14 protein-coding genes are annotated in these 18,007 nt (G+C 56.8%); 8 read left to right on the top strand and 6 right to left on the bottom strand.

Going from position 1 to position 18,007, the window contains the following annotated elements:
* Positions 1 to 9: 9 nt before the first annotated feature.
* Positions 10 to 1,440: a siroheme synthase CysG gene (gene cysG / locus E5C26_RS03975; protein ID WP_135315163.1), complete on the bottom strand. Its 1,431-nt coding sequence runs from the start codon at positions 1,438 to 1,440 to the stop codon at positions 10 to 12.
* A 187-nt stretch (positions 1,441 to 1,627) separates the two neighbouring features.
* Positions 1,628 to 1,921: a hypothetical protein gene (locus E5C26_RS03970; protein WP_135315162.1), complete on the bottom strand. Its 294-nt coding sequence runs from the start codon at positions 1,919 to 1,921 to the stop codon at positions 1,628 to 1,630.
* A gap of 275 nt (positions 1,922 to 2,196) precedes the next feature.
* Here E5C26_RS03970 and E5C26_RS03965 point away from each other — a divergent pair, with 275 nt between their 5' ends.
* Positions 2,197 to 3,270, top strand: coding sequence for an aminopeptidase (locus E5C26_RS03965; RefSeq protein WP_135315161.1), 1,074 nt, complete (start codon positions 2,197 to 2,199; stop codon positions 3,268 to 3,270).
* Between the two features lie 61 nt (positions 3,271 to 3,331).
* Here the strand turns inward: E5C26_RS03965 and E5C26_RS03960 are convergent, their stop codons facing one another.
* The 3 genes from E5C26_RS03960 to cysJ all read right to left on the bottom strand — a co-directional run bounded on the left by E5C26_RS03960 (position 3,332) and on the right by cysJ (position 7,652).
* Complete coding sequence (locus E5C26_RS03960) at positions 3,332 to 4,066, bottom strand: phosphoadenylyl-sulfate reductase (RefSeq protein ID WP_017891640.1); 735 nt, start codon at positions 4,064 to 4,066, stop codon at positions 3,332 to 3,334.
* A 71-nt stretch (positions 4,067 to 4,137) separates the two neighbouring features.
* Positions 4,138 to 5,853: an assimilatory sulfite reductase (NADPH) hemoprotein subunit gene (gene cysI, locus E5C26_RS03955; protein ID WP_135315160.1), complete on the bottom strand. Its 1,716-nt coding sequence runs from the start codon at positions 5,851 to 5,853 to the stop codon at positions 4,138 to 4,140.
* Positions 5,853 to 7,652 carry an NADPH-dependent assimilatory sulfite reductase flavoprotein subunit gene (gene cysJ / locus E5C26_RS03950; protein ID WP_135315159.1) on the bottom strand — a complete coding sequence of 600 codons (1,800 nt, stop codon included), beginning with the start codon at positions 7,650 to 7,652 and terminating at the stop codon, positions 5,853 to 5,855. The genes cysI and cysJ overlap by 1 nt, the downstream gene beginning before the upstream one ends.
* A 437-nt stretch (positions 7,653 to 8,089) precedes the next feature.
* Here cysJ and queD point away from each other — a divergent pair, with 437 nt between their 5' ends.
* Entirely contained in the window at positions 8,090 to 8,449 is a 360-nt protein-coding gene (gene queD / locus E5C26_RS03945; protein WP_012005257.1) for a 6-carboxytetrahydropterin synthase QueD, read from the top strand.
* A 201-nt stretch (positions 8,450 to 8,650) separates the two neighbouring features.
* Here the strand turns inward: queD and queE are convergent, their stop codons facing one another.
* A complete protein-coding gene (gene queE, locus E5C26_RS03940) occupies positions 8,651 to 9,322 on the bottom strand; it encodes a 7-carboxy-7-deazaguanine synthase QueE (RefSeq protein WP_135315158.1) in 672 nt (223 codons plus the stop codon).
* A gap of 323 nt (positions 9,323 to 9,645) precedes the next feature.
* Between queE and E5C26_RS03935 the strand changes: the two genes are divergently transcribed.
* From E5C26_RS03935 to E5C26_RS03910, 6 genes are all read left to right on the top strand, one after another.
* Complete coding sequence (locus E5C26_RS03935) at positions 9,646 to 10,983, top strand: MFS transporter (RefSeq protein ID WP_135315157.1); 1,338 nt, start codon at positions 9,646 to 9,648, stop codon at positions 10,981 to 10,983.
* A 374-nt stretch (positions 10,984 to 11,357) separates the two neighbouring features.
* Complete coding sequence (gene hutU / locus E5C26_RS03930; protein ID WP_135315156.1) at positions 11,358 to 13,049, top strand: urocanate hydratase; 1,692 nt, start codon at positions 11,358 to 11,360, stop codon at positions 13,047 to 13,049.
* The gene (hutH, locus tag E5C26_RS03925) at positions 13,046 to 14,581 is read left to right on the top strand and encodes a histidine ammonia-lyase (protein ID WP_135315155.1); all 1,536 of its coding nucleotides are present in this window, start codon (positions 13,046 to 13,048) and stop codon (positions 14,579 to 14,581) included. Before hutU ends, hutH begins: the two co-directional genes overlap by 4 nt.
* A gap of 100 nt (positions 14,582 to 14,681) precedes the next feature.
* Positions 14,682 to 16,073: an amino acid permease gene (locus tag E5C26_RS03920; RefSeq protein WP_135315154.1), complete on the top strand. Its 1,392-nt coding sequence runs from the start codon at positions 14,682 to 14,684 to the stop codon at positions 16,071 to 16,073.
* Between the two features lie 52 nt (positions 16,074 to 16,125).
* Positions 16,126 to 17,091 carry an ABC transporter substrate-binding protein gene (locus E5C26_RS03915; protein WP_135315153.1) on the top strand — a complete coding sequence of 322 codons (966 nt, stop codon included), beginning with the start codon at positions 16,126 to 16,128 and terminating at the stop codon, positions 17,089 to 17,091.
* Between the two features lie 68 nt (positions 17,092 to 17,159).
* Complete coding sequence (locus E5C26_RS03910; protein ID WP_135315152.1) at positions 17,160 to 18,005, top strand: ABC transporter permease; 846 nt, start codon at positions 17,160 to 17,162, stop codon at positions 18,003 to 18,005.
* Positions 18,006 to 18,007: the final 2 nt, after the last annotated feature.

Here is an 18,007-nt window from a genome sequence, read left to right as displayed (position 1 = left end):
AACAGATCCTTAAGCCAAATTCACGACGGCTGGGCGTGATACCCCTTCCGCCTGCGGTTGATGCCCAAACCAGGCGATTTGGTGATGTAATTCCACCACTTCGCCGATCACCAGCAGCGCCGGTAACGGTGCCTGTTGAGCCAATTGTTCGAGTTGTTGCAGCGTACCGGTTTGCACCAGTTGGTCTGCACGCGTGCCACGGCTGATTACCGCCACCGGCGTTGTGGCCGCACGCCCATGAGCTATCAGGCGCTGGCTGATATCTGCCGCCTTCATGGTGCCCATGTAGATAGCCAGAGTCTGGCGCGCACGCGCCAAATCGGCCCAGTCCAGCCCATCGCCGTCGGGACGACAGTGGCCGGTAATAAAGGTGACGCTCTGTGCGTGATCGCGATGCGTCAGCGGGATACCGGCATAGGCGGTTGCCCCGGCGGCGGCCGTAACCCCCGGCACCACCTGGAACGGGATGCCCGCCGCGGCGGCCACCTGCAATTCTTCACCACCACGGCCAAAGATAAAGGGATCGCCCCCCTTCAGCCGCACCACACGCTTGCCCTGCTGCGCCAGTTCCACCAGCAGGCGGTTGGTTTCTTCCTGGATCACCGAGTGTGCACCGGCGCGTTTACCCACGCAGATGCGTTCGGCATCGCGACGAACCAAATCAAGGATTTCATCGCTGACCAGATGGTCGTACAGCACCACGTCGGCCTGCTGCATTACCTGCAGCCCGCGCAGGGTCAGTAACCCTACGTCGCCCGGCCCGGCCCCCACCAGGGCAATTTCGCCCTGGGTGCCTTCGCTGCCCTGTGCAAACTGCTCTAAGTCCTGCTCCAGTTGCCGCTGCGCCTCGGCGGTTTGGCCATTGGCCACCAGCGTTGCGAAGCGACCACCAAAGGTTTTCTCCCAAAAGCGGCGGCGTTCGCCAATGGCATGCAGCCGTTGCTTCACCTGACCGCGCCAGCGCCCGGCGACCTCAGCCATCTGTCCCAGACTGGCGGGCAACAAGGCCTCAAGTTTTTCACGCAGCATGCGTGCCAGCACCGGTGCCTGACCGCTGGAAGAGACGGCTACCACCAGGGGTGAACGGTCGATAATCGACGGGAAGATGAACGAACAGCGCGGCTGATCGTCCACTACGTTGGCCAGCACCCGGCGTTTATCCGCCTCGCTAAACACCTTGGCATTCAGCGCACTGTCATCGGTGGCGGCAATCACCAGAAAAACCTCATCGAGTTGCTCAGCGGCAAAAGCCTGCCCCAGCCAGTGGATTTTCCCCTGCTGACGAAGTTGTTCGAGTAACGGTGAGAGTGACTGCGCAACTATCCGTATTTCAGCCCCGGCGCGCAGGAGGAGGTCAACTTTGCGCGCAGCCACTTCACCGCCGCCAACGACCAACACCGGACGTTGTTTCAGGTCGGCAAATATAGGTAGATAGTCCACAACAGCCTTTTCATCTATGCGGGAAGATAGTGTGACTATACGGGCTGAGATTTAGCCTCTGAAATGACGAAAAGGAATGACTAGTTCTTTTATGGAATATAGGCCGCAGCATCAGGGTTTGCGGCGGTTAGATAGCCGGTAAGTCCGCGGCAATGATCCAGCCCAGGCAGGCGGATAGTGGCGGAAGTTAAAACCAAAATTTCGCGGCGGCCATACACAGCCCAGCGACAGCCAATATGGTACTAATCATCCATTTAGTCTGACTAACCATCCATTTGGTTTGATTAGTCATCTCTTTATGAACCAACCCGATCTCCCGGTGCAGCAATCCCACTTCCTTATGCAAGTCGCCTTTGGTGACAAACTCGGCTGAACGCATGGTCAGCGTCGCCAAATCGGTTTTGACCTGATTGAGAGTATGTTCCACATACTCGGCTTTCTTCTCTATCAGGCCGAACCTGTTATCGCACTTGTCCAGCATCAGGGTTTCTCCTTCGATCCGTGTGAACCTTATCGCTGAATAATAAACCACACCATGGACAGGGTTAAATACCGATTCCTGTAATATGCCCAGCATTTCGCAAAGTATTTTGCTCGGCACAAGGTTCGATATCATTAGTTGCGCACAGCACCGAAATTTTGCCCGTGCCGCGTAAATTTAAGAGCGGTGGAAATTGTTTAATCTGCCGCCGAGTCTCATACTGAGAGCCGCAAAAGAATCGGTATTACCGACATTAAAAAGAAGGATTTTTCGGTATGTTTTCCCGCTTTTATCTGAAGGCCGGCCTGTTGGTGGCAGTGCTCGGCGGTGTTTTCAGCGTTTCTGCCGCCACACCGCCCGCGAAAGATCTCCCGATGGGTAAATTCGCCGCTGACCAAATCCGTCATATCGCGACCTATTTCCCCGGCCGTATGGCAGGCAGCCCGGCCGAATTGCTCACCGCAGACTATCTAAACCAGCAGTTCAGCAAGATGGGTTATCAGAGCGATATCCGCAGTTTTAAAACTCGTTACCTCTACACCAGCAAAGACGGCAAAAAGAACTGGAATAATGTTACCGCCAGCTCGGTGATCGCCGCTAAAAATGGCAGCAATCCGCAACAAATTCTGATCGTGGCGCATTTTGATACCTATACGCCACAAAGCGACGCCGATCTGGATAACAACCTCGGCGGCCTGACGTTGCAGGGGGTCGATGACAATGCCTCTGGCATCGGCGTCATGCTGGAATTGGCAGAGCGTCTGAAGAACCTCCCCACGGCTTACGGCCTGCGCTTTGTCGCCACCAGCGCCGAAGAGATAGGCTCGCTGGGCGCACAGAACTATCTGCAGCGTATGAGCCCGGAAGAAAAACGCAATACTGTGCTGGTGATTAACCTCGACAGCCTGATCACCGGCGATCGTCTCTATTTCAACGCCGGTCGCAACACACCGCCGAAGTTGGTGAAGCAGAGCCGCGACCGCGCACTGGATATCGCCCACCGCTATGGCATCGCCGCTGCCACTAACCCGGGCAGCAAGGCGCATCCGAAAGGCACCGGCTGCTGTTCCGATCAGGAAGTGTTTGATAAAGCCGGTATTCCGGTGCTGTCCGTCGAAGCCACCAACTGGTCGCTGGGCAATAAAGACGGCTATCAGCAGCGCGCCGTCAGCCCGCACTTTCCGCAGGGCATGAGCTGGCACCGCCCGCAGTACGATAATCTGCAATACCTGGAGCGTAATCTGCCAGGGCGGATCGACAAGCGCAGCCGCGAGAGCGTGCAAATCCTGTTACCGCTGATTAAAGAGCTGGCGCAGGCGCATCCGCCGAAAGCAGCAAAGAAAAAGTAGCCCCCCACAGAAACACCAAGGGCCCAGCCAATGCTGAGCCCCTGGTCAGTTTAATCGGCTATTAGCCTTCGTGCAGGCCGCACTCGCGCTTCAGGCCGAAGAAGCGGGTTTCTTCCTCGCTCATGCCCGGTTCCCATTTCTGCGTGGTGTGGGTATCCCCGACCGACAGATAGCCTTGTTCCCACAGCGGGTGGTAACTCAGGCCGTGCTCGGTCAGGTACTGATAAATCTTGCGGTTGTCCCAGTCGATAATCGGCAGGATCTTGAACACCCCGCGCTGTACCGCCAACACCGGCAAATGAGCACGACTGCCTGATTGTTCGCGACGCAGGCCGGCGAACCAGGTCTGCCCGCCGAGGGTTTCCAGCGCGCGGTTCATCGGCTCAACCTTGTTGATTTGGTTGTATTTCTCAATGCCTTCTACACCCTGCTCCCACAGTTTTCCATAGCGTGCCTCCTGCCAGGCAGGCGACTGCTCGGCGCGAAACACTTGCAGGTTCAACTTCAGCTTGTCAGCCAACTGATCGATAAACTGATAGGTTTCCGGGAACAGATAGCCGGTATCGGTGAGGATCACCGGGATATCCGGCTTGATCCGGGTGACCAAATGCAGGCATACCGCGGCCTGAATGCCGAAGCTTGAAGAGAGTACAAACTCGCCCGGCAAATGTTCCAGCGCCCATTCGACACGTTGCTCGGCAGAAAGGGTTTCCAACTGACCATTAACCACCGCCAGTGCCAACGCCTGCCCTGATTTGGGCAGCGCATTGAGCTCCGCCAGATTGAATTCAGCCATGTTGCCTGCCTCCTGATGCTTGAATCATACCGCGCAGATCCAGCCCCCTGTGCCAGCGGGGCCAAATGGCGTCAGTCCCAGAAATCCTGCGCCGGATCAACCACCGGTTTGACCACACCGGCGCGAATGGTGAAATCACCAAAGCCCTCGCCTGCCGTGCGCTCAGTGGCCCAACGGCCTACCAGTTGGTCAATCTCTCGCAGAATTTCTTCTTCGTTAATATTTTCACGGTACATACGTGGTATACGCGTACCTTCCCGGTTACCGCCCAAATGCAGGTTATAGCGACCTACCGCTTTCCCCACCAGGCCAATCTCCGCCAACAGCGCGCGGCCACAGCCATTCGGGCAGCCGGTGATGCGCAATACGATATGCTCGTCACCCACGCCGTGCCGATGCAGGATCCCTTCCACCTTGGTGACGAACTCCGGCAGGAAACGCTCGGCCTCCGCCATTGCCAACGGGCAGGTCGGGAAGGATACGCAAGCCATCGAGTTTTGGCGCTGTACGCTGACCCCATCGTCGATCAGACCATGATCCCGCGCCAGCGCCTCGATCTTCGCCTTTTCGCTTTCCGGCACACCGGCGACGATCAGGTTCTGGTTGGCAGTCAGGCGGAAATCCCCTTTGTGGACTCGCGCGATCTCGGCAACGCCGGTTTTCAGCGGTCGCCCCGGGTAATCCAACAACCGACCGTTCTCAATAAACAGCGTCAGGTGCCATTGGTTATCAATACCTTTCACCCAACCAATGCGATCGCCACGACTGGTGAATTCGTACGGGCGGATCGGCTCAAATGTGATACCCGCACGTTTTTCTACTTCGGCGCGGAAAGTATCCACCCCGACGCGCTCCAGCGTGTATTTGGTTTTGGCATTTTTACGATCGGTACGATTACCCCAGTCGCGCTGGGTGGTCACTACCGCTTCGGCGACTGCCAGCGTGTGTTCCAGCGGGATATAGCCGAACTCGCTGGCCTGGCGCGCATAAGTTTTCTTGTTGCCATGTTCAATTGACAGGCCACCGCCCACCAATAGGTTGAAGCCCACCAGCTTGCCATTTTTGGCGATCGCCACAAAGTTCATGTCGTTGGCGTGCAGGTCAACGTCGTTCTGCGGCGGGATCACCACCGTGGTTTTAAACTTGCGCGGCAGATAGGTCGCACCGAGGATCGGCTCTTCGTCGGTGGTCGCCACTTTTTCCTGATCCAGCCACACTTCTGCATAGGCGCGGGTGCGCGGCAACAGATGTTCGGAAATCTTCTTCGCCCACTCGTAGGCTTCCTGATGCAGTTCTGACTCCACCGGATTAGAAGTACAAAGCACGTTACGGTTAACGTCGTTGGCGGTAGCCAATGCGTCCAGCCCCAGACGGTTCAACAACTGATGAACCGGCTTAACGTTGCCCTTCAAAATGCCATGGAACTGGAAGGTCTGGCGGTTGGTAATACGAATGCTGCCGTACAGGGTGCTTTCCTGGGCGAACTTATCAATGCCCAGCCACTGCTGAGGAGAAATAATCCCCCCCGGCAGACGGCAGCGCAGCATCATCGCGTGGCGCGGCTCCAGCTTCTGTTCGGCACGTTCGGCACGGATATCACGGTCGTCCTGCTGGTACATGCCGTGAAAACGGATCAGCAGGAAGTTATCACCGGTAAAACCACCGGTCAGACCGTCCTTCAAATCTTCAGCGATGGTGCCGCGCAGGAAGTTGCTTTCTTTCTTCAAACGCTCGGCATCGGCCAATTTGCCTTCAACCACCAGAGGCCCCGGGTGTTTATCACTCATCAGTAAACATCTCGCTGATAACGGCGCTCAAGGCGCAGCTCACTTAAAAATTCATCCGCCAGCTCGGTATCCATACCACCGTGCTCGGCCACCAGTTCCAGTAATGTGTTTTCCACGTCTTTCGCCATGCGGTTGGCATCGCCACAGACGTAAATATGCGCGCCTTCCTGGATCCAACGCCACACCTCTGCGCCCTGTTCGCGCAGTTTGTCTTGCACGTAGACTTTATGTTGTTGGTCGCGTGACCAAGCCAGATCGATGCGGGTCAGCAGGCCATCCTTAACATAGCGCTGCCATTCGACCTGATACAGGAAATCTTCGGTAAAGTGCGGATTGCCGAAGAACAGCCAATTCTTGCCGCCCGCACCATCGGCGTCACGCTGTTGCATAAAGGCGCGGAACGGCGCAATGCCCGTGCCTGGGCCAATCATGATCACCGGCGTTTCCGGGTTGGCCGGCAGGCGGAAGTTGTCGTTGTGCTCGATGAAGACGCGCACATCGCCATCTTCTTCCAGGCGATCGGCCAGGAAGCTGGAAGCACCGCCAGCACGAACACGGCCGTCGATGTCGTAGCGCACCACGCCAACGGTCACGTGCACTTCGTTTTCGTTCTCTGCCTGCGAGGAGGCAATGGAATACAAGCGCGGTGTCAACGGACGCAGCAGACCAATCAACTGTTCGGCGTTGAGATCGGCCGGAGCCTGGCGCACCATGTCGACAATCGGCGTGTTGTGCGCGTAATGCTGCAGCGCAGCCTTATCTGCCAGCAGGCCAATCAGCTTCTCGTCACGCGACAGCGCCGCGTATTTGTCGACGATCAGCGTGGTGTTCTGCGTCAATTCGAAATGGCTGCGCAACGCTTGCGCCAGCGGCAGAGTTTTACCTTCGACCTCCACCGGCTCGTCGCCTTTCAGCCACAATAGTTGTACCAGTTCGTCCACCAGCGCAGGATCGTTATCGAACCAGACACCCAGCGCGTCACCCGGTCGGTAGCGCAGACCAGAATCGCCCAGATCAATCTCGATATGGCGTACGTCTTTATCTGACGCACGGCCGGTAATTTTTTGCTTCACCACCAGTTGCGCGGTCAGCGGCTGTTCTTTGCTGTACGGGCTGCTATCGAGCAGATCAACTGCGCCGCTGGCAAGCTGGCCCGGTGCGGCATTTTCAGCCGGCGCGCGTGCTTTCAGAACTTCCACTACCTGTTTACGCCAGGCCGTGGCCAGTTCCTGATACTCCACGTCGGCGTCAACTCGCTCAACCAGGCGCTCTGCCCCTAGTTCCGCCAGCTTGCCATCGAAGTCTTTGCCCGACTGACAGAAGTTTTCGTAGGAGGTGTCCCCCAGGCCGAATACCGCAAACGCGGTCTCATTAAGCTTGGGTGCCTTCTTCGAGAACAGGAATTTATGCAGCGCCACCGCCTCTTCCGCCGGCTCGCCTTCCCCCTGCGTGGAGGCGACGATCACCAGCAAACGTTCCTGGGCAATCTGCTTGAACTTGTAGTCACCGGCGTTCACCAGGGTGACGCTCAGTTTGGCAGCCAGCAGATCGTCGCGCAGCTGTTCTGCCAGGCGGCGTGCATTGCCAGTCTGCGAAGCAGAAATCAACGTGATGCTGGCGGCAGCGGAAGCCACCGGCGCAATGGCAACGCTGCCAGGCTGTTGATTGACCATTCCCCAGAAGTAGCCTGACAGCCACGCCAGCTGCGTTGGTGAATATTCACCAATCGCCGCCTGCAGGCGCGCCAGCTGTTCGGGCGTCAGCGGGAGCAAAGATGTTGGAGGTGCCTGAGTCGTCATTGCAGTAGTTATTTCCTATACATGGCACCTATCCAGCCAGGTGCTCGCCAGTGTCAGCCGCTATTTTTTCGTTCGGTCTGCGGTCCTGAAAAGATCAGGAGAGTTTGTAAGGTTACCCAGCCGATTGGCAACGATTAAATAAGGGATAGCAATAAATAATAACTAAAATGACTAAGCTGTTTTTCTGGTAACGGATAGTGCTTAAAGCGCTAAGCGGATTTTTTTATCCACATGAAAATAAAACCATTTTTTTGACGATTGTTGAATGAATCGCATTTAGCACTCATTACCTCAATCGATAGGTCGCGTTCACACCAAACAAAAAAAGTGTTAAGCCAACTTTGCTCGCGCTGCCGGTAGACCAAAGCGGTATAAATGGCAAGAAAGCTCTATTTCCGGTAAACTTCGGCGGTTTTTGAGTCAATGAGGCCGTAATAATGGCAACCACGCTGTTTAAAGATTTTCAGTTTGAAGCCGCACACCGCTTGCCGAACGTTGCGGAGGGCCATAAATGCGGCCGTCTGCACGGGCATTCGTTTATGGTGCGTCTGGAAGTGACCGGTGAAGTGGATGCACACACCGGTTGGGTGATGGATTTCGCCGAGCTTAAAGCCGTGTTCTCCCCAATCTGGGAGCGCCTGGATCACAATTATCTCAATGATATTCCAGGATTGGAAAATCCCACCAGCGAAGTCCTTGCCGCCTGGATTTGGCAGCAGCTCAAACCCCAGTTGCCGGAACTGACTGCGGTAATGGTGAAAGAAACCTGTACCGCCGGATGCGTGTATAAAGGTTAAAGAAAGGGCGCCCTATGGCGGCAAAGTGCTGAATAAGAATGTACGACGTTGTTTAAGTGGGCGTCCCCCTCTCCAGAGGGAGAGGGCCGGGGTGAGGGGCTTTTGCGTTGGTATGTATCCCCTCACCCTAACCCTCTCCCAAAGGAGAGGGAACAATATCACCTTAACTGACAAGCATTACGCCCTATGGCGCCCTGAATTTTAAGCGATATTCAGATACTTATGGGTCTGCATCGACAGGCGCCAGTTGCGCGCAATGCAGGTTTCAATGCACAGGCGGGTCGCCTCTTCCTTCTGACTGATCGGCTGCAACGCAATAATCCGTGCTTTATCATCATGCAGCGTCGCCAGCAGCGCATCCAGCGCTTCAATATCACGTTCGCGTCCGACCGGATGTTTCACTTCATCGGCACGTTGCAAAGCCTGGTCCAACACTTTCATGCCACCGCGCATATTCACCTTGGGTGAAACCGTCACCCAGGTTTTTGTCGAGCACTGGATTTCGTGAGTGCCGCTGGTTTCAATCTGGCAACCATAGCCATTGTCTTCCAGCAATTCGGTCAGTGGGGTCAGATCGTAGATGCAGGGCTCACCACCGGTGATCACCACGTGGCGAGCGGTATAGCCTTGTTGGCGAATCACCGCCAGCAACTGCTCGGCGCTGGCGCTGCCCCAGGCATCACTCTCTTCGGTTTTCACCAGGATCCGTTGCATATCAACTTCCCGATTGGCTTCCTTTTCCCAGGTATGTTTGGTATCGCACCAGCTGCATCCTACCGGGCAGCCCTGCAGGCGGATAAAAATGGCCGGAACACCGGTAAAAAAGCCTTCGCCCTGCAAGGTTTGGAACATTTCATTAATCGGGTACTGCATCGATTTCTCAATCTGGAAAGGTAAAAAGGGATTATCGCAGATTCCGGCCCGGCGACCAAACAGGCGAAATTGTATTAAATTTTATCCGCCGTGCTGCTCCCAGCTTATCTCACCGGCTATCGACTTCATTTAATTGGTTTACTGAACCATCCCCTTGCACTGACGATGTAATCTGCTTCGCAAAAACAACATTTAATTAACGTATAAGATAAATATATTTGACATAAACCGCTCACATGCAGATGTATATACAGGCAAGCACAAGTCGGACGCCAGTTCCGGCGGTTCATTCATCACAATCACATCTGCGTTTAGAGGGTGCTATGGCTCATTCCACCGAGTTGAATATTCAGCAGGCCATCGACGACAGCAAATTCTCGCTGTTTCACTGGACCTTGATCATATTGGGATTCCTGATCCTGGCCATTGATGGCTTTGACACTGCAGCCATGGGGTATATCGCCCCTTCGGTCGCCAAAGACTGGGGCATTGTAAAACAGGATCTCGGTCCGGTGCTGAGCGCCGCCCTGTTGGGACTGTCACTCGGTGCGCTGGCTGCCGGGCCAATCTCCGATCGTATCGGTCGCAAACGGGTGTTGGTGTTTTCCTGCCTGTTCTTCGGTCTTTCGAGCCTGGCCACCGCCTATGCCGGCTCGCTCAATAGCCTGACGCTGTGGCGCTTTCTCACCGGCCTGGGGCTGGGTGCAGCGATGCCAAACGCCATCACTTTGATCTCCGAATATGCGCCGCAGCGTTGCCGTTCATTGGCGATTAACACCATGTACTGCGGTTTCCCTCTGGGCGCCGCGGGCGGCGGAGCCATTTCGTCTTGGCTTATCCCGGCCTATGGCTGGCACAGCGTGCTGCTGCTGGGGGCGATCGCACCTTTGGTGCTGACGGTGCTGTTGATCCTGTTCCTGCCGGAATCGGTGAAGTACATGGTTAACCGCGGTAAAGATGCGATCAAAATCAAGCGCATCGCCCAGCGTTTTGTCAGTCAGGATCTCGACAAGGTAACGCGCTTCTATCTGTATGAAGAAAAGTTGGCACAGTCGAAAACCAGCGTCGGTCTGTTGTTCACCCGGCCTTATCTGACCGGTACGCTGATGCTGTGGCTGACCTACTTTATGGGGCTGGTAATTTATTACGTGTTGCTGAGCTGGATGCCGATCCTGATGCAGGGGTTGGGCTATCAGTTGGAGCAGTCGGCAATCCTGACCTCGCTGTTCACCTTCGGTGGCACCCTTGGCATTCTGGTGGCCGGCTGGTTGATGGACCGTTGGAATGCCCATAAGGTGGTGTCGAGCGGCTTTGTAATTACCGCACTGCTGATCGTGGCGATGGCCACCGAGGACAGCCATATCGTGTTGTTGGGCACCTTTATCTTCCTGATGGGGATTACCATGAACGGCGCGCAGTCCGGCCTGCAAACGCTGGCAGCGACTTTCTACCCAACCCACAGTCGCGCAACCGGCATTGCCTGGATGCAGGGCATCGGCCGCTTTGGTGGCGTGGCGGGGACCATGATGGGGGCGCAGCTGCTGGCCATGCAGTGGGAAGTACAGAGTATTTTGATGTTCCTGTGCGTGCCGGCGTTGATCGCTGCTATCGCCACGGTATTCAAAATGACCCGCCGAACGGTGCTACAGCCAGCTGCATAAAGAAAATGCCCGCCTTCTGGTGGGCATTTTGCTTCCAGCGATAGGACTTTTTTATCACAACGCTCGACTTGTAATAAGCATGTAAAATTATTGTGACTGAACGCTCAAAAATGACCCATTTTTAATTCATTTTTGTTGAATAGCTCACTGTTCTCCCGCGTCAAGCTAATGGGTATAATGCCAAGAGCAAAAATACTGCATTGATTAATAAGAAAAATAACTTTCTCTTATGTCATTTTCGTCATTCACTGGTCGGTGTTGCATATGCTTGTACATACAAGTATATGTTAATAAACCCTACGCATTGTTATGGCGTGGTGATTCCCCCCACCGCGTTATGGGATTCTGCACCAATACTGTTTGAGGAAAATGCTGTGACTGCAAATAACAAAGTTCGCAATGTCGAAGTACGCGCGCCACGCGGCACAAAATTAAATGCAAAAAGCTGGCTGACCGAAGCGCCGTTGCGCATGCTGATGAACAACCTCGATCCTGAAGTGGCGGAGAACCCGCATGAGCTGGTGGTGTACGGTGGCATCGGCCGCGCCGCGCGTGACTGGGACTGCTACGACAAAATCGTCGCCACCCTGAAAACCCTGGAAGACGACGAAACCCTGCTGGTACAGTCCGGCAAGCCGGTGGGGGTATTCAAAACCCACAGCAACGCGCCACGCGTACTGATCGCCAACTCCAACCTGGTGCCGCACTGGGCAACCTGGGAACACTTTAACGAACTGGACGCCAAGGGCCTGGCCATGTACGGCCAGATGACCGCCGGCAGCTGGATCTACATCGGTAGCCAGGGCATTGTCCAGGGCACCTACGAAACCTTCGTGGAGGCGGGTCGTCAGCATTACGACGGTAGCCTGCAAGGCCGCTGGGTACTGACCGCCGGTCTGGGCGGCATGGGTGGCGCACAGCCACTGGCTGCCACGCTGGCAGGTGCCTGCTCGCTGAACATTGAATGCCAGCAGAGCCGTATCGATTTCCGTCTGAAAACCCGTTATGTCGATGAACAGGCCAAAGATTTGGACGATGCACTGGCCCGCATCAAGAAATACACCGCCGAAGGCAAAGCCATCTCCATCGCTCTGTGCGGCAACGCGGCAGACATTCTGCCAGAGCTGGTGCGTCGCGGCGTGCGTCCGGACATGGTCACCGACCAGACCAGCGCCCACGATCCGCTGAACGGCTACCTGCCTAAAGGCTGGAGCTGGGAAGAATACCGTCAGCGTGCGCTGACCGAACCCGCTCAGGTGGTTACCGCCGCCAAGCAGTCAATGGCCGAACACGTCGAAGCCATGTTGGCGTTCCAGAAAATGGGCGTGCCGACCTTCGACTACGGCAACAATATTCGTCAGATGGCGAAAGAAATGGGCGTCAGCAATGCCTTTGATTTCCCAGGCTTCGTACCGGCTTACATCCGCCCGCTGTTCTGCCGCGGTGTGGGTCCGTTCCGTTGGGCCGCACTGTCTGGCGATCCGCAAGACATCTACAAAACCGATGCCATGGTTAAAGAGCTGATCCCGGATGACGAGCACCTGCATCGCTGGCTGGACATGGCCCGTGAGCGCATCAGCTTCCAGGGTCTGCCGGCACGTATCTGCTGGGTCGGCCTGGGCCAGCGCGCCAAGCTGGGTCTGGCGTTCAACGAAATGGTCCGCAGCGGCGAGCTGTCCGCGCCGATCGTCATCGGCCGTGACCATCTGGACTCCGGCTCGGTCGCCAGCCCGAACCGTGAAACCGAATCAATGAAAGACGGCTCAGACGCCGTGTCCGACTGGCCGTTGCTCAACGCCCTGCTCAATACCGCCAGCGGCGCGACCTGGGTTTCCCTGCACCACGGCGGTGGCGTCGGCATGGGCTTCTCCCAGCACTCCGGTATGGTTATCGTTTGTGACGGCACCGATGAAGCCGCAGAACGCATCGCCCGCGTATTGCATAATGACCCGGCTACCGGCGTCATGCGTCACGCCGATGCCGGTTATGACATCGCCATTGAATGCGCCCGCGAGCAAGGGTTGAACCTGCCGATGGTGGCTGCGACTCAAGGAGACAAAGCATGAAAACGCTGACTATCCGTCCTGGCCAACTGACGCTGGCGCAACTGCGTGAAATTTATCAACACCCGGTCACCCTGACTCTGGACGACAACGCCTACGCAGATATCCAGAAAAGCGTTGCCTGCGTTGAGCGTATCGTTGAGGAAAACCGTACCACTTACGGCATTAATACCGGTTTCGGCCTGCTGGCATCCACCCGCATCGCCCGCGAAGATCTGGAAGACCTGCAGCGTTCTATCGTGCTGTCGCATGCCGCCGGCGTCGGTGCCCCCACCGACGATAATCTGGTGCGCCTGATTATGGTGCTGAAAATCAATAGCCTGTCGCGCGGCTTCTCCGGCATCCGTCTGGAAGTGATCCAGGCGCTGATGGCGCTGGTCAACGCCGAAGTCTATCCGCATATCCCGCTGAAAGGTTCTGTAGGCGCCTCCGGCGACCTGGCACCGCTGGCACACATGAGCCTGGTGTTGTTGGGTGAAGGCAAGGCCCGTTATCAGGGTGAATGGCTGCCTGCCACCGAAGCGCTGGCCAAAGCGGGCCTGAAGCCGCTGACGCTGGCAGCCAAAGAAGGTCTGGCACTGCTGAACGGCACCCAGGTTTCCGCCGCCTTTGCTCTGCGCGGCCTGTTTGACGTGGAAGACCTGTACGCTGCGGCAACGGTCACCGGCAGTCTGACGGTGGAAGCCGCTCTGGGCTCACGCAGCCCGTTTGATGCGCGCATTCATGCCGTACGCGGTCAACGTGGTCAGATCGACGCCGCCGCCGCTTACCGCCATCTGCTGGGCGAGCGCAGCGAAGTGTCCGATTCACACCGCAACTGTGAAAAAGTGCAGGATCCTTATTCACTGCGCTGCCAGCCACAGGTGATGGGTGCCTGCCTGACGCAAATTCGCCAGGCCGCCGAAGTGCTGGAAATTGAAGCCAACGCGGTGTCCGACAACCCACTGGTCTTTGCAGACCAGGGCGACGTGCTGTCCGGTGGCAACTTCCACGCCGAACCGGTCGCCATGGCCGCCGACAATCTGGCGCTGGCGTTTGCCGAAATCGGCTCGCTGTCCGAACGCCGCATCTCGCTGATGATGGATAAACACATGTCGCAGCTGCCGCCTTTCCTGGTGGACAACGGCGGCGTGAACTCCGGCTTTATGATTGCCCAGGTGACCGCTGCAGCACTGACCAGTGAAAACAAGGCGCTGGCACACCCGGCCAGTGTCGACAGCATTCCAACCTCCGCCAACCAGGAAGACCACGTTTCCATGGCACCGGCCGCCGGTCGTCGCCTGTGGGAAATGGCGGATAACGTTCGTGGCATTCTGGCCGTCGAGTGGCTGGCGGCCTGTCAGGGGCTGGATCTGCGTAAAGGGCTGAAAACCACCGAAAGCCTGGAGCAGGCCCGCCGCACACTGCGCGAGCAAGTCAGTTACTACGACAAGGATCGTTTCTTCGCCCCCGACATTGAAGCCGCCAGCCTGCTGTTGGCGGCCGGTCACCTGACCACGCTAATGCCTGCAGCACTGCTGCCTAGCCAGGCATAAATAAAACCTACCACGCAGTTTGTTCTGTCCCACCGGGCGCTATCCGCCCGGTGCGGATAGCGCGTGCCTGTTCTGCCGTAAAAACTCGACGGGAAGCAACATGCATAACGAAACACCACAACTCAGACGCGGATTAAACGCGCGACATATCCGCTTTATGGCACTCGGCTCCGCCATCGGCACCGGTCTGTTCTATGGCTCCGCCGGGGCGATCCAACTGGCCGGTCCTGCGGTGCTGCTGGCCTATCTGGTCGGCGGCGCGGCGGTCTTTATGGTCATGCGCGCGCTGGGTGAAATGGCGGTGCATCAGCCGGTTTCCGGTTCGTTCGGCCACTACGCCAGCCACTACCTTGGCCCGTTGGCCGGTTTCCTCACCGGCTGGACCTATACCTTCGAAATGGTGATCGTCGCCCTGGCGGACGTGACCGCCTTCGGCATTTATATGGGGCTGTGGTTCCCGGACGTCGCCCAATGGGTGTGGGTACTCAGCATTATCATGTTTATCGGCGCGCTCAATCTGTGCAGCGTGAAAGTGTTCGGTGAAATGGAGTTCTGGCTGTCGCTGATCAAGGTCGCTGCCATTGTGGCGATGATCGTCGGCGGCGCGGCAGTGATGCTGTTTGGCTTCGGTCAGACTCAGCACGCCACCGGTATCAGCAATCTGTGGGCGCACGGCGGCTTTATGCCTAACGGCATCGGCGGGGTGATCGCTTCACTGGCGGTGGTGATGTTTGCCTTTGGTGGTATTGAGATTATCGGCATTACCGCCAGCGAGGCAAAAGACCCCGCGAAGGTGCTGCCGAAGGCGATCAATGCCGTCCCCATCCGTATTTTGCTGTTTTATGTACTGACGTTGCTGGTACTGATGGCTATCTATCCGTGGAACAGCATCGGCCAGAATGGCAGCCCCTTTGTTGAGATCTTCAGCAATCTGGGCATCAGCTCTGCCGCCAACGTACTGAACGTGGTGGTGATCACCGCCGCCATCTCCGCCATTAACAGCGACATCTTCGGTGCAGGCCGCATGATGTACGGCATGGCGCAGGATGGTCAGGCACCGAAAAGCTTCTCCAAACTGACCTCCAGTGGCGTGCCCTGGATGACGGTGTTGGTGATGTCGGTCGCCCTGCTGCTGGGCGTGGTGCTCAATTACCTGATCCCGAAACAGGTATTTATGATCATCGCCTCCATCGCCACCTTCGCCACCGTCTGGGTATGGCTGATGATCCTGCTGTCGCAGATTGCCATGCGCCGCACCCTGACACCGCAAGAGGTCAGCAAGCTGAGTTTCCCGGTGCCGTGGTGGCCGGTCGCACCGGCGCTGGCAACGATATTTATGCTGTTCGTTATTGGCCTGCTCGGTTACTTCGAAGACAGCCGTATCGCCCTGTACGTCGGGCTGGTGTGGGTGGCCTTCCTTACCCTGGCTTACTGGGTATGGGTACGTAAAAAAGACGGGGGTTCACCCGTCACATCGTCCCCCCAGTATTAACCTCATGAGCCCGCCGTTCCCGGGCTCTTAGTCATTACACTGGAGTATCATTATGCAAACACGACACAAATTATGGATACCGCTCATTGCGCTCGGATTGATGACAGGCAGCCTGTCCGCACGCGCAGCGGGCTGGTGCGAATCCGGCAAGCCGGTCAAATTCGCCGGGTTGAACTGGGAAAGCGGCATGTTGCTGACCGACGTCATGCAATACGTGCTGCAAAAGGGCTACGACTGCAAAACCGACGCGCTGCCGGGTAACTCCATCACCATGGAGCAGGCGGTTGGCAACAATGATATTCAGGTCTTCGCCGAAGAGTGGATTGGGCGTAGCGAAGTCTGGAACAAGGCCGAAAAATCCGGCAAGGCGGTCAGCGTCGGCGCGCCGATTGTTGGGGCAGTTGAAGGCTGGTACGTGCCACGCTACGTGATTGAAGGCGATGCCAAGCGTAACCTGAAACCACTGGCACCCGATCTGAAAAGCGTCCCTGACCTGGCCAAATATGCGCAGATATTCCGCGATCAGGAAGAACCGGACAAAGGCCGTTTCTATAACTGCCCGGCCGGCTGGACCTGCGAGTTGGATAACTCCGCGATCCTCAAAAAATTCAAGCTGGACGACAAGTTCACCAACTTCCGCCCTGGCACCGGCCCGGCGCTGGATACCGCTATTCTCTCCGCTTACCGTCGCGGCGAACCTATCCTGTTCTACTACTGGTCACCGACCCCGATCATGGGCCAGCTTGATCTGGTGAAACTGGACGAACCGGGCGTGGACAAGAACATCCACATCAAGGTCGGCCTTTCCAGCGTGTTTAATCAGCAAGCGCCTGAACTGGTGCAAATGTTGTCAAAAGTGAATCTGCCGCTCGCTCTGGTTAACCAGAATCTGGCGCGCATGAGCAAAGAACGCATCAGCTCCGAGAAGCTGGCGCTGGAGTTCTTCAAGCAGCACCCGGAAATCTGGAAACAGTGGGTCAGCGAAGACGCAGCGAAAAAAATTCAAGCCTCCTTGTAATCGCTTTGGCATTCAGTAAACACCAACCCGAAGCCGGTGCGCTTCGGGCCTGACAGGGGTAAATACTTATGTTTCCAGATCGTTTTACTTTCTCCATCGCCGATTGGATCAATCGCTGGGTCGATGTCCTGGTCAACAATTATGGCGATATGTTCCGCAAGATTTCCGACACTCTGCTGTGGGCGGTGATCCATCTCGAAAGCCTGCTGCGCGCCACGCCCTGGTGGCTGATGTTGGCGGTGGTTGGGCTTCTGGCCTGGCACGCCACCCGTCGCTGGCTGCCGACGGTGGTGATCGTTGGCCTGCTGTTGCTGGTCGGCACTGCCGGCATGTGGGACAAATTAATGCAGACCCTGGCGCTGGTGCTGGTCGCCACGCTGCTGGCGGTGATTATCGGCATTCCACAGGGCGTATTGGCGGCGCGTAGCGACCGGGTTCGGGCAGTAATGATGCCACTGATGGACGTCATGCAAACCATGCCGAGCTTCGTGTACCTGATCCCGGTATTGATGCTGTTCGGGCTGGGCAAGGTGCCGGCAATTCTGGCGACGGTGATCTACGCGACGCCACCGCTGATCCGTCTGACCGATTTGGGTATCCGCCAGGTGGACAAGGAAGTGATGGAGTCCGTCACGGCCTTTGGCGCCAACCGTTGGCAGAAACTGTTCGGCGTGCAGTTGCCGCTGGCGCTGCCAAGCATTATGGCCGGTATCAACCAGACCACCATGATGTCGCTGTCGATGGTGGTGGTGGCTTCGATGATCGGCGCACGCGGGCTGGGCGAAGACGTGCTGGTGGGCATTCAGACACTGAACGTCGGTCTGGGACTGGAAGCTGGCCTGGCGATCGTTATTCTGGCCGTGGTCATTGACCGTATTACTCAGGCTTATGGCCGCTCCGCCGTTGCGAGGTAACC

Source organism: Serratia proteamaculans, from assembly GCF_004684015.1.
GTDB lineage: Bacteria > Pseudomonadota > Gammaproteobacteria > Enterobacterales > Enterobacteriaceae > Serratia > Serratia proteamaculans_F.
This window is presented reverse-complemented; position numbering and strand designations above follow the sequence as displayed.